This window comes from Acinetobacter terrae, from assembly GCF_013004375.1.
In the GTDB taxonomy this organism is placed as follows: Bacteria; Pseudomonadota; Gammaproteobacteria; order Pseudomonadales; family Moraxellaceae; genus Acinetobacter; species Acinetobacter terrae.
The window spans coordinates 14,123-27,383 of sequence record NZ_JABERI010000012.1 but is presented as its reverse complement, the minus strand read 5'-3'; the positions used below and the strand labels follow the sequence as shown (position 1 = coordinate 27,383).

General features: G+C 41.4%; 8 protein-coding genes. 3 read left to right on the top strand and 5 right to left on the bottom strand.

Going from position 1 to position 13,261, the window contains the following annotated elements; translation table 11 throughout:
- Window position 1: 1 nt before the first annotated feature.
- From HLH14_RS06385 to pilG, 5 genes are all read right to left on the bottom strand, one after another.
- Complete coding sequence (locus tag HLH14_RS06385) at window positions 2-4,411, bottom strand: hybrid sensor histidine kinase/response regulator (protein ID WP_171532782.1); 4,410 nt, start codon at window positions 4,409-4,411, stop codon at window positions 2-4.
- A gap of 173 nt (window positions 4,412-4,584) precedes the next feature.
- Entirely contained in the window at window positions 4,585-6,657 is a 2,073-nt protein-coding gene (locus tag HLH14_RS06380) for a methyl-accepting chemotaxis protein (RefSeq protein ID WP_171532781.1), read from the bottom strand.
- A gap of 45 nt (window positions 6,658-6,702) precedes the next feature.
- Complete coding sequence (locus HLH14_RS06375) at window positions 6,703-7,239, bottom strand: chemotaxis protein CheW (protein ID WP_067723814.1); 537 nt, start codon at window positions 7,237-7,239, stop codon at window positions 6,703-6,705.
- A gap of 5 nt (window positions 7,240-7,244) precedes the next feature.
- Window positions 7,245-7,613, bottom strand: coding sequence for a response regulator (locus HLH14_RS06370; RefSeq protein WP_067723813.1), 369 nt, complete (start codon window positions 7,611-7,613; stop codon window positions 7,245-7,247).
- Window positions 7,614-7,638: 25 nt separating this feature from the next.
- On the bottom strand, window positions 7,639-8,022 hold the full coding sequence (pilG, locus tag HLH14_RS06365) for a twitching motility response regulator PilG (RefSeq protein ID WP_067723812.1): 384 nt from the start codon (window positions 8,020-8,022) through the stop codon (window positions 7,639-7,641).
- Window positions 8,023-8,301: 279 nt separating this feature from the next.
- Here pilG and HLH14_RS06360 point away from each other — a divergent pair, with 279 nt between their 5' ends.
- Genes HLH14_RS06360 through HLH14_RS06350 form a run of 3 tightly spaced genes read left to right on the top strand, consistent with a single transcriptional unit; the run spans window position 8,302 to window position 13,261 of the window.
- Entirely contained in the window at window positions 8,302-8,943 is a 642-nt protein-coding gene (locus tag HLH14_RS06360; protein WP_067723811.1) for a hypothetical protein, read from the top strand.
- A gap of 60 nt (window positions 8,944-9,003) precedes the next feature.
- A complete protein-coding gene (locus HLH14_RS06355; RefSeq protein WP_067723810.1) occupies window positions 9,004-10,134 on the top strand; it encodes an efflux RND transporter periplasmic adaptor subunit in 1,131 nt (376 codons plus the stop codon).
- A 22-nt stretch (window positions 10,135-10,156) separates the two neighbouring features.
- Window positions 10,157-13,261 (top strand): efflux RND transporter permease subunit, encoded by a 3,105-nt coding sequence (locus tag HLH14_RS06350; RefSeq protein WP_171532780.1) that lies wholly within the window; start codon window positions 10,157-10,159, stop codon window positions 13,259-13,261.

Here is a 13,261-nt window from a genome sequence, read left to right as displayed (position 1 = left end):
TTTACCCCTGACTGGTCTCTAACAAGTTTTCAACATTGCTCACCAATTCGGCTTCCTGGAACGGTTTACCCATATAGTGGCTTACACCCAGACTGAATGCTCGTTCACGATGCTTCTCACCCGTTCTTGAAGTAATCATGATAATTGGTAAATCGCGATGCACTTCATGGTGACGAACCAGATTCGTTACTTCAAAGCCATCCATACGCGGCATTTCAATATCCAGCAACATCAAGTCCGGTTTGACATTTTCCAGTTGTTCCATCGCATCGACACCATCTTTTGCCGTCACAATGTCATAACCATGACGTTCAAGTAAACGTGATGTCACCTTACGTACAGTCACCGAGTCATCCACGATCATAATCAAACGACGTGCATTATTATGACGCGATAGCTCACGCTGATCTGATACGTGTTTAATGCGCTGCGTGGTTTGAATTTGTCGAGCAATGTTTTGACCATCCAGAATCAGACAGACTTGACCATCGCCTAAAATGGTTGCTCCGGCAACAACACCTACACTAGAGAATTGCTGACCAATGGGTTTCACCACAATTTGTGCACGTGAACCAATCAACTGATCCACCAATAATGCGATGGTTTGACCACTATTACCTTTAATGAGCAACACCGGTAAAGAATGCGCAATATTACTTAAACGCGGTAATGGCTGGTTTGAAACAAACTCGGATAAGTAACGCAGTTTGTAGTTGGTATTATCAATTTTAAAGAAGTCATCTTTACTATTGAAATACTCTTCCAAGGTAGAAGGTGCAATTCGGACAATACGTTCAATTTGAGCCAATGAAATCGCAAATTGCTGATCGCCCGCTTTCACCATCAAGGCATCACTTACCGCTACTGTGGTTGGTACACGAATGGTAAAGGTTGTTCCTTTGCCCAGCTCTGAATCTACAGAGACATGACCACCGAGGGCTTTAATTTCACTCTGAACCACGTCCAAACCTACGCCACGACCAGAAATCTGGGTAATTTCTTTCGCAGTACTGAATCCGGGATGGAAAATCAGTTGCAGGATTTCCTGTTTATCAAGGAATTGATCAGCCTTAATTAAACCTAAGTTTAAAGCCTTCTCTTTAATCTTCGACTCATCAATCCCTTTACCATCATCACTAAACGATACCAGTACGTCCGTACCTTGACTGCTGATATTTAAGACTATTCGTCCTACTTCAGGCTTCTGTACTTCTTGTCGTACTTGAGTGTCTTCCAGACCGTGGTCAATCGCATTACGAAGCATATGTTCAAATGGCGTCACCAAACGCTCAAGAATGGTACGATCCAATTCACCTTCAGTATTTTGAACAATCAACTCTGCTGGACGGTTCAAGGTAGACGATGTTTGACGCACGATACGTTGTAAACGTGGCAATAGGCGATCGAATGGTACCAGACGCGTACGCATCAGGCTTTCTTGAATCTCGGCTTGAATACGTGATTGTTGTAACAGCAAACCTTCTGTATCACGAATTTTATCGGCCAACGTTGTTTTAAAGTCAACCAAGTCGGATGCAGATTCCGCCAAAGATTTTGACAATTGATTTAAAGATGAATATTGATCCATCTCTAATGGGTCAAAATCGGCATAGCGTGAATTTTCTGAACCATGTTTTGCAATAATGTGTGATTCTAGCTCACCTTCCATTCGACGTAATTGGTCAGCTAAACGCTTCATCGCCAATTCCATCTCATTCAAGGTGTTGCCGAGTTGGCCCAAGTCCATTTCGATACGTGAACGGTTAATTGAATTTTCACCAGACAAATCGATCATCTTCTCTACCAGGTCGGCAGAAATACGGATCATTTCATTGCTGTTATCTTGTTGCGAACTTAAGTCCCACTCACCCAGCATTGCTGGTGGTTCAGCACCATCACCTTGAACAAATTCAAAGGTTTTCGGTGCAGTTAACAGATCGGATTGCGTAACACGATTTGGTAATTGAACGGTTACATCAACAAATCCAATCGACTCTAAACTTAATTTCAGACTATCAAAATTGCTGTAATCACGTTCGAAGATGGCCTGTTTTAACCATGCAAACGTGGTTTGTAATAATAAGTCGTATGCATTTGAATTAAAGTGATGGACCGCGAACTGCTCGAAGGTGGTTTCCAATTGATACGAAATGACAGCTACAGGTTCATTTTCAACCATACGCGCGCCACCTTTCAGACTGTGGGCAGCACGTTGTAATTGAAGCAGTAAGCTACGGTCGCTTCGTTGATCAAACCATTGTTTTAATAAATTATCGGTAGCTTCCAGAATCTCTTCCGCTTCTTCTAGGAAGGTTTCTTCTGCAATTAAGCGAATACTATCCTCAGGATCCTCAACCGTTGCTACATTTTGTGAAACAGCTTCTTGTTCTGTTTCAAATTTTTGTTCTGTTTCAACTTCTGAAGCGAATATCTCAGCTACTGGTTCTGCTAATTCATGACCCTCGATTTCAGCAGCAACATTTTCAACCACGGCAGCACTTGCAAACTTGCCTTGCGCAATCTGTTGGATATTACGCAAAATCTCAATCGATTCAGCACCAGAGTAATCTATATTATCTTCACGAATGGTTTGAATTCGATCTGATACATCATCTTGGACTAAACGGATAATACTAATCAGCTGTGGCGTAACTGTAATTTGTTGACGAATCACGCGCTCATAAATCGACTCTAATTCATGTGAAATTAAGCCGATATGAGTCGCTTGAATCATATTTGCACCCCCTTTCAAGGTATGCAAATAACGCATTAAATTATTCAATGCAGTGGTATGGGCTGGATCTTTGCTCCAAGTATTTAAATCTTGGTCAATACCCCCCAATAACTCCTCTGCTTCTTCCAGAAAAATATCCAGTAAATCCGCATCAAAATCACTGTTTGCATCCGCTGCATGCATTTGAGCACGATCAGAACGCATTCTTTGTGAAATCTGTGCCAGATCAACCGTCGTAGATGCGGTATCTGGTATTGTTGCAAGCAGTTCTTCAACGACAGATTTACTATTTTCAAACTGTTCAAGGTCTTGCTGAACAAAGGCAGAAAGATCACTCAATATTTTCTGAACTTCATCGGTTAATATGACACGTTGCCCTGCGGCCAAGGTATCAAACAAATGAATAAATTCTTGGTGCGCCTGTCCAAACAACTCATATGCATAATCAATATTGAGTAATTCTGGCTTTAACACCAGCGCTTCATAACCTGACTTTAATTCATGGGTAAATTGGTGAATACCCACCGCGGCACGATTATCAGTATGATCCAATAACTGTTGAGCTTGTTCACTTAAGGCCTGAATATATTCTGGATATTCAACTTTGGCGCGTTTTTCAAATTCGAATTCAGCATCCAACAACAAATCAATATTTAGTGCGATCAGCTTGGAAACCAGACCTTGAGGATTAACATCTTCATCTAGTTCTGCTGAAGTAAAGCCATAGTTATTCCATGCCGTATTAAAGGTTTCATAAATCGCATCAAGTTTCTGCATTTCACCTTGTCTGAGGGTATGCAAATAATCACGCACAAATTCGGCATACTGAATCAGCAAAGCCGTTTGCTTAGAGGTCGAAACGATTTCTTCTTGCAATAAAGTTTTAAATAAATTCTCTGCCTTGGTACTGGCTTCAAAAATTTGCTCGATATGAGCCATTGATGAACTGCCACGCAAGGTATGTAATGCACGAATCAGAGCATTATAATCTTGTTTATTTTCATGCTCATTCTGCAAGAACTGGTCAATGGTTGCTAAATGATCTTCAGCCTCTTCAATAAAGATAGCAACAGTTTCTTCGATATCATTATTTGCTTCTGTTTCTGTTTCTGCTTCTACTTCTGTGTCTAGTTGAGTTGATACTTCATCATTCAACTCTAAACCAGTAACACCATCTTCAGCAGTCAAGCTTCTAGAAAGCTGCAGTAATTCTTCCAGAGCAGGTTCTAAACTTAATCTTTGCTGTATTTGCTGACCCAGTAAAACCAAAGGACGCAAATCAATATCAGCAAGCTGAACAGTTTTAAAAATTGGATATAACTTATATTGATAAATTTTAAATACAGTTTGCGCGAAGCGTTGAACCGTTGTATCTAATGGCACAGCGCCTGAAATGACACGATTTAAAGTGTCTTCAACTGCCCAAGCCACTTCACCGGCAGATTTCGCCCCCACCATGCGTCCAGAGCCTTTAAGCGTATGGAAATGACGGCGAATGGTGTTCAAAATTTCTTGGTCATTGGGATTTGCAAACCAAGTTGGAAATAAAGTACTTAATTCAACGAAGATTTCCTCGATTTCTTCAACAAAAATTTCTAGAATTTCTGCATCTTGATCAAGATAACTATCTTCAGGAAGCGTAGTCGTTTCAACTAAATTTTTTAATATTTCTTTCATAGCTTAGGCTTCTTACGTTTATCTGCCACCAAGAAGGGCGCTCAAACTTAATTGTCACCATCACGCGAGACCTAACTTTGAGGTTAAGTTCATCTTGTCGATGCTTTATCTGTGATTTATTGATGCACCTTACCCGAAAGTAAGGCACATCACCCCAAAGCTTTCGTATTACCTTAATCAGGTAATTTAAAGTCAGTTACAGATTCACGTAACGATTCGGCCATATTTGCCAATTCAGATACTGAACGTGCGGTATCAAACGTTGCTGTAGTGGTTTGTGAGGTAATTTCCTGTACAACATTCATCGTGGTTGCAATATGACCTGCAGAAGCAGACTGTAGTTTTGCAGCATCCGAAATGTTGGCAATCAATTTTGCCAAGTTGCTGGATACGGTTTGAATTTCATCCAGTGCCACACCGGCATCTTTAGACAAGTTCGCGCCACGTACAACCTCGGAAGTGGTTTGTTCCATCGAGATTACGGCTTCGTTGGTATCCGTCTGAATGGTTTTTACCAAGCCTTCAATCTGTTTGGTTGCAGATGCTGAACGTTCCGCAAGACGCTGTACTTCATCGGCTACCACGGCGAAACCACGACCTGCTTCACCTGCCATCGACGCCTGAATTGCAGCGTTTAATGCCAAGATGTTGGTTTGGTCGGCAATATCGTTAATCAAGGCAACGATGTTACCAATCTCTTGCGAAGATTCACCCAGACGTTTAATACGTTTCGAGGTTTCCTGAATCTGTTCACGAATCGTATCCATACCTTCAATTGAACGGTTTACGACATCCGCACCATTGGCAGCAATTTGTACTGAACGCTCCGCAACGACCGCAGATTCTGTTGCATTTGAAGATACCTGGTCAATCGACATGGCCATTTCGTTAATCGCGGCAGATGCACCGGCAATTTCTTGCGCCTGATGTTCAGATGCTTCCGCTAGCTGGTTGGTAATGCCCTGTGTATTCGCAGTATATTGTGCAACTTCTTGAGATGTTTCAGTAATACGCGATACCAGGTCACGTAATTGGTCAATCGCGAAGTTAATCGAATCGGCAATCGCACCAGTAAAGTCTTCCGATACCGTTGCGTATGAGCGTAAGTCACCGTCTGCCAAGTCAGCAATCTCATCCAGTAAACGTAAAATCGCGTTTTGGTTACGGTCATATTCTTCTTGCAGGTTAGCCACACGCTGTTTATCTGACTGACCACGTAATGTAAGCAATTTAAATACACAGATCAAAAAGCCAACTAAACACAAGATTAAAAATAGTGCAGGAATAGCAATCGACAAACTTGAACCGACAGATAACTTATTCAGGTTGGCCAACAATTCATCTGATTGGGCAAAAATTGAAGATGAGGCTTGACGTACTTTTACAATTTGCGTTGAGTTTTTAAGAATCGTTGCAGAAGCTGTTTTTAGTACATCATCGTATTCGCTCTTAATCCCTTCCAGTGATTCACGCAATGCTGGATCATTAATACGTTCTACACCCAGTTCTTCACTACCATTTAACTGTGCATTGAGGTAAGAACCGAAGGTTTCAGTATCGGCACTAAAGTCATCCGCAGATTCACGCGAGTTGTCGTTACCTGTGAGTACCGAACTGATCGAACGAAGAATACGTTCTGCAATGAATACCTGGTTTTTCGCAATAACTACCTGGTTACTCGGCATGTCTTGACGTGCCATTTGGTCAACCATCAAATTATATTCAGCCTGAATCCCAGGAATCGTTTCACCAATGGCAATATTGGTATCATAAAGCTGGTTAATCATTTTTTGTTGAGAAGAAATTAAATCAATCCCTTCTGATACCATTTTCCATTGCTTTTCAACTTCACCCAACGCTAGAGTCTGCGGATGAATATCCTTCACTGTTTCAAGATTTTCCGCAAAACCTTTTTGAGATTGGATTAACTTCTCAATCGACTCTTTAGTCCCTGAAGCTGTTGCTTCGGTTGCCTGACGAGAAATCGTCTGTGATAAAAGACGTAAATCACCCACACTACGGGTTAATTCATTGTTACGCGGCACGCTATAGAATAAGTACAGCAATAGGAATAGTGCGACGACCAGACAGAATGCTGCGCCCAAAATTAAGGGTTTGGACTTCTCACTGTCACCAAATACACGTGATAATTGATCAGTTTGTGATTGAATCTTTGCCAATAAAGCATTACCAACCTTACGGTTGCTGCCTTCACTTGTATTTTTCTTTTTAAGTTTAAAGCCCATCCAGCCTCTCCCCGACTTTCGCCATCATTCTTCAGCGCGCGACTATTAGTTTATAAATTTTATAGATGCATTCATGTATTTTGGGTTTTGCAATAAACGACTAAATAAGAAAACATGCCAGTGTTGATTATGTTGATAAAAATATCCCTGACAATATTCTTGTAAATTGCTGTCTAATTCACTGTGTTTAGAAAAGAAACTTTTCTTATTAAAGTGTTGAATCCCCAAAACTTGATCTACAACCAAACCGACATAATGGTCATTATGACTAATACACAGTACTTTTTGAGTGGGTGAAAACTGACTTCGATGCCCGGAAACATATTGAGCCAAATCAGCCACTGAAAGTAACCGCCCCCGAATATTAGCCAGCCCCATCACCCATGATTGAGTATTCGGAACCGGCGTATATTTAGGTGGATAAATCACTTCAGATACTTCACCTAAGGGGGCAACAAAGTATTGCCCCATCATCTCAAAAGCAATGCCTGACCATCGGTTTACTTCATTTTCAGTTGAAACGTAGTTTTTGTTACCACGTTTAGCAAGCCGAAGTAATTCGATAAATCCATTAGCTGCCATAGAGCTTATCCTGCATTGAGGTGTTGTTTAATCACATCAATTAATTGTTTTTCGTCTACAGGTTTTGTTAAATAATCACTTGCCCCTTGACGTTTCCCCCAAACTCGGTCAGTTGCTTGATCTTTGGTGCTGACAATCACAATCGGAATGTGTTTTGTCGTAGCGCCACGCGCAATTTGACGTGTTGCTTGGAAACCATTTACCCCAGGCATCACCACATCCATTAACACAAGATCCGGCAACTCTGCTTGTGCCATTGTGACACCATCAGCTCCATTCGCTGCTTCAATAACATCAAAGCCGTGTTTAGTTAAAATCTCTTTAAAACGAAATGTTTCTGTTGGTGAATCATCAACAATAAGGATACGTGACATGCTTTCTTTTCCCCAAAAAATAAACTTATGCTGTTACGTGATTACGGATTGCGTTTAACAATTCATCTTTACTAAAAGGTTTAGTTAAATATTCATCTGAACCGACAACACGACCTTTGGCCTGATCAAATAGACCATCTTTACTTGACAGCATAATGACCGGGATATTTTGATAATTTTGAGAGTTTTTGATTAAGGCACAAGTTTGATAACCATCCAGACGCGGCATCATAATATCGACAAACACGATATCTGGATTTGCTTCAGCAATTTTTGCCAATGCTTCAAAACCATCTACTGCGGTTACCACTTCACAACCTTCACGCTGGAGTAATGTCTCTGCTGTACGACGAATGGTTTTTGAATCATCAATCACCATCACTTTTAGATTTTGGAATTTATCGTCCATTTAATGACCCTTCCCATTTTTAGAATGTACAAACAATTTGAGTAGAAAGTTTGATTACAAGTTACAAACATTTTTAACATATCTTTACTTGCGTTTTCAATGCGCATTTTCTGCCCAAAGACTCATTTTCCAAGGTTTTCAACAACAGCTTCACACTTTCTGTCGACCAATGATTTTTTTTTGACTAAGAGAGGTTTTTTATTCATGATTTTGAGTCTAATATAGCATTTTTATTACTTAAAAATAAGTAATTTAGTCAACTTTAAATTGGGGGTTACAATGCAAAGTCAGTTTAAACAAAAACTTGCTTTCATTGCGCAAAAAAAAATGACTAGAAAATTCATGTTTCTAGTTTTGATGTTTTTTCAATCGATCGCTATTTTTGCCGAGACTCCAGCTAAAGCGACATGGTATCGTTACTATGATAGTAAAGGCGTCGCTAATATTAGTAGCAATGTAACGCCAAATCACATTCGTCATGGTTATGAAGCCTTAGACCAGAACATGCAAGTGATTCAACGTAACCGTGCCTACAACACCGAAGCAGATATAAAAAAAGCACCGCTACGTGCCGCACAAGCAAGACAAAATGCAGCGGACTTAAAACTTAAAACGGCATATACCAACAGTCAGGTTGCGGCAACCAAGCGCGATGATGCATTGAGGCACGTTAAAAAACAAATTGCCTTTCAACAAGACCAGCTTAAACAGCTGCAAAATGATCGGATCTACTTTAAACGTCAGCAAATTGAACATTTACGTAAAGCCGAAAGCCTTCCAACAACTTTAAAGAATAGCCTCGATAACAACCAAAAAAATATTGAAGCAAAAAAAGAAAGTATTCAGTCGTTACAAATGCACTATCGAAATACACAGCTAGAATACGACAGAATCATCGCTCGTTTAAAAGCTATTGAATAAATTGCATTTGTTATAACACGGCTTAATTTATGCCACGATAAATAAAAAGGATTTGCCTGCATGCTATTTGGACAGCGTATTATAAAAAGAACCAAATTAAGCCACAACAAGAAATATTTAACCTATAGCACCCTCTGTTTGAGCCTGCTGCTGTGTGCTTGTCAAAAAAATGAGACAGAACAGCCAGTTCAGACTACAAATAAAACTGAACTGATTCAACAAGATTTAGTTTTAGTCAAGGATGGTTTTTCTGTTGCTAAAACAGCATTTACCGGCACACTTCGTGCAGTGAATCAAAGCAGCATACAGGCTCAAGTCACTGCAACTGCAACGGCTGTCAATGCACAAGTGGGACAAGCCGTTTCCAAAGGTCAGGTCTTGGTTCGCTTAAATAATCAGGATAATGCTGCACGTCTTGCACAAGCTCAAGCCAATCTTAGTGCGACTCAGGCACAAGCCACCCTTGCAAAAAACATGATGCAGCGAAAAAAACGCTTACTGGATCAAGGTTTTATTTCCAAAGTCGAATATGAACAGGCAGCGGTGGATTATCAAGCGCAACTTGAAAACGTGCGTGCACAACAGGCCAATGTCAATATTGCTCAAAAAGCCGATCGTGATGGAACCATCTTGAGTCCGATATCGGGTGTCATCACCAAACGTGAGGTTGAATCTGGGCAAACTGTAGCGGCTGGCCAAACCCTATTTGAAATAGTGGATCCGAATCAACTCGAAATACAAGCCAAATTACCAAGTGACATGCAGGCAGCATTAAAAGTCGGTCAAAAAATTGAATATACCATTCAAGGGAACCCTGCCCAATTGACGGCGGTATTGACCCGGATCTCCCCTGTTGCCGATCCTGCAAGTCGTCAAATTGAATTCTTTGCCAAGCCAAATGAAACCATCAACTCACTCAGTATTGGCTCTTTTGTCGAAGGCAGTATTCTGTCCTCTACCCAAATTAACGGCCAGTTGATTCCACTGGATGTGATCCAGAATTTGAAAGATAAGCCCTATGTATGGGTAATCCGCCAGAAAAAAATCGAAAAAGTAAATCTAGTCATTTTAGAACAGCGCTATCGCGACAATCTAGCCGTGGTTCAAGGACTGCAACCCGGTGACCAAATCAGCCGTATTAAATTCAATGACCAAGACCTTCATCAAGAAGTCATAATCACTCAAAAATAAAAATAAGCACAGGATTGCTGTTATGTGGTTTACCCGAATTAGTGTTAAGTATCCTGTTTTCACCATCATGATGATGTTGTGTTTACTGGTGTTGGGGTTCGCGTCTTGGCAACGGATGAGCGTTGAAGAATTTCCGGATGTCGATTTTCCATTTGTGGTGGTCTATACCAGCTATCCTGGTGCATCTCCTGAAATGATTGAATCTGAAGTGACCAAGAAACTGGAAGAAAGAATCAACACCATTTCAGGCTTAAAACAGGTGATTTCACAGTCAAGTGAAGGGCTGTCGACCATTATTGTCGAGTTTAATCTGGATGTTTCGTCCACTGTCGCAGCACAGGATATTCGCGATAAAATTTCTACTGTCACTGCCGGATTTCGTGATGAAATTCAGGATCCTGTGGTGGAGCGTTATGACCCAACAGCCAATGCGGTGATGTCGATTGTTTTTGAATCGGATACCATGCCGTTACGCGACTTAAGTTCCTATTTAGATCAACGCATTGTCCCGCAATTGCAAACCGTGACTGGCGTGGGTGCGGTCAATTTACTCGGTGATGCACAACGTCAAATCCGTATTGAAGTCGAACCGCAAAAACTACAAAGCTTCGGCATTGGGATAGACCAGGTCATCAACACCTTAAAAGGTGAAAATATTGAAGTTCCAGGCGGAACTTTGAAACAGCCGACATCAGAGCTGGTGGTTGAAATCAAATCCAAGGTGCTTCATCCACAAGCATTTGGTGATTTAATTATTGCCAATAAAAATGGTGCACCGATTTTCTTAAAACAAGTGGCGAAAATTGAAGACAGTCAAGCGGACTTAGAATCAAGCGCCTATTTAAATGGTAAAACAGCCGTCGCCATTGATATCTTGCGCAGCTCTGATTCCAATGTCATTGAAGTGGTGGATGCAACTTATAAAGCCATGGAGAAAATTGAAAAACAATTACCTCAGGGCACCGTTGCCAAAGTCGTGGTGGATAGCTCTAAAAGTATTCGCGGCAGCATTAAAGATGTTGCACGTACGATTATTGAAGGGGCTGTTTTAGCCGTTCTGATTGTGTTGCTTTTTTTAGGTTCATTACGCTCTACTATAATTACCGGCTTAACCCTTCCCATTGCCTTACTCGGAACACTCACCTTTATTTGGGCCTTTGGTTTCTCAATCAATATGATGACGCTATTAGCGCTCTCTTTGAGTATTGGTCTTTTGATTGATGATGCCATTGTGGTTCGGGAAAATATTGTTCGCCATGCCGATATGGGCAAAGACCATGTTACCGCAGCACTGGATGGCACGAAAGAAATTGGGCTTGCGGTTTTAGCCACAACGTTGACGATTGTGGCGGTGTTCTTGCCCGTTGCTTTTATGGGCGGAATTATTGGTAAATTTTTCTATCAGTTTGGGGTAACGGTCAGTGCTGCAGTGCTGATTTCGATGTTTGTCAGCTTCACCCTCGATCCGATGCTTTCTGCACACTGGGCTGAAAAGCATGATCCAAATAAGCAACCGGGAAAAATCAAACGCTTTTTTAACTGGATCTCCAACAAACTCGACAATTTAAGTCACTACTACGAAAAACTGTTAAAACTGGCGCTACGTTTCCGCATTCTTACCCTCATGATTGCAGTCGCATCACTTTTTGGCGCATTAGGACTATCCAAACTGGTGGGTACAGAATTTGTTCCGGTTCCTGATAAAAGTGAAATTCGGATTAAGTTTGAAACACCGGTAGATGCCTCTTTGGAATATTCACAAGCCAAGTTATTGCAAGTTGAGCATATTATTCGCCAACACCCTAATGTACTTACTACTTACAGTATTATTAACGGCGTGACTGACCGGGGTAAAAACCATGTCAGTATCCGGGTTAGCGTAACCCCTCGTTTAGAGCGTAATAAAACCCTGACACAGCTCAATAACGAGTTTCGTCAACGCTTGCAAAGCGTAGCGGGTATTACCATTACTTCAGTTGCCTCTGCCGATGAAACGGTCTCTGGTGGGCAAAAGCCGGTTCTTATTTCCATTAAAGGCCCTGAACTGGATGAGCTACAAAAAATCTCGGATCGCTTTCTTGCAGAAATCTCTAAAGTGAATGGTATTGTCGATCTGGAAAGCTCACTTAAAGAACCGAAGCCGACCTTAGCCGTTCATATTAACCGCTTGCTTGCGAGTGATTTGGGTCTTTCAGTCAATCAAATTGCCAATGTAGTTCGCCCATTGCTTGCGGGTGATGATGTGACGACTTGGCAAGATGAAAAAGGTGAAACATATGATGTCAATCTTCGCCTGACCGAAAATAAACGCAGCTTGCCGAGTGACATCGAAAATCTTTATTTAAGCTCACAAAAAACCGATGCTTCCGGTCAGCCTATTTTAGTCCCACTGGCAAGTGTCGCATCCTTTAAAGAAAGTATGGGTGCATCACAAATTAATCGTCGCGATTTGGCACGTGAGGTATTGGTTAAAGCCAATACGGCAGGTCGTCCTGCGGGTGATATTGGCCAAGATCTTAAAAAGATTCAAGATAACTTTGATTTGCCACCGGGTTATAGTTTCGTCACCCAAGGCGCAAATAAAGATATGGCTGAATCTGCAGGTTATGCCATGACTGCGATTACCCTCTCCATTGTATTTATCTATATTGTGCTTGGATCACAGTTCAATAGCTTTATTCACCCTGCTGCAATTATGGCATCCCTCCCCCTCTCACTGATTGGGGTCTTTTTGGCCTTGTTCCTGTTTAATTCAACCATGAATCTATTCTCCATTATTGGCATCATCATGCTGATGGGATTGGTTACTAAAAATGCCATCCTGCTCATCGACTTCATCAAGAAAGCCATGGATCGTGGTGAAGATCGTTACGATGCAATTATTGCTGCAGGTAAAACCCGTTTACGTCCTATTTTAATGACCACCAGTGCCATGGTGATGGGGATGATTCCCCTGGCATTAGGTTTAGGTGAAGGCGGTGAACAAAGTGCGCCTATGGCGCATGCCGTGATTGGCGGTGTAATTACTTCTACGCTATTGACCTTAGTGGTCGTGCCGGTGATCTTTACCTACCTGGATGACTTTAAGAATTTTATGACGCGCCAAATACGAAAAATCATGTCATAA

What these genes read in the sequence shown, in the direction of transcription:
- HLH14_RS06385 (WP_171532782.1), bottom strand. Translation starts at nt 4,411, where the DNA reads ATGAAAGAAATATTAAAAAATTTAGTTGAAACGACTACGCTTCCTGAA.
- HLH14_RS06380 (WP_171532781.1), bottom strand. Translation starts at nt 6,657, where the DNA reads ATGGGCTTTAAACTTAAAAAGAAAAATACAAGTGAAGGCAGCAACCGT.
- HLH14_RS06375 (WP_067723814.1), bottom strand. Translation starts at nt 7,239, where the DNA reads ATGGCAGCTAATGGATTTATCGAATTACTTCGGCTTGCTAAACGTGGT.
- HLH14_RS06370 (WP_067723813.1), bottom strand. Translation starts at nt 7,613, where the DNA reads ATGTCACGTATCCTTATTGTTGATGATTCACCAACAGAAACATTTCGT.
- pilG (WP_067723812.1), bottom strand. Translation starts at nt 8,022, where the DNA reads ATGGACGATAAATTCCAAAATCTAAAAGTGATGGTGATTGATGATTCA.
- HLH14_RS06360 (WP_067723811.1), top strand. Translation starts at nt 8,302, where the DNA reads ATGCAAAGTCAGTTTAAACAAAAACTTGCTTTCATTGCGCAAAAAAAA.
- HLH14_RS06355 (WP_067723810.1), top strand. Translation starts at nt 9,004, where the DNA reads ATGCTATTTGGACAGCGTATTATAAAAAGAACCAAATTAAGCCACAAC.
- HLH14_RS06350 (WP_171532780.1), top strand. Translation starts at nt 10,157, where the DNA reads ATGTGGTTTACCCGAATTAGTGTTAAGTATCCTGTTTTCACCATCATG.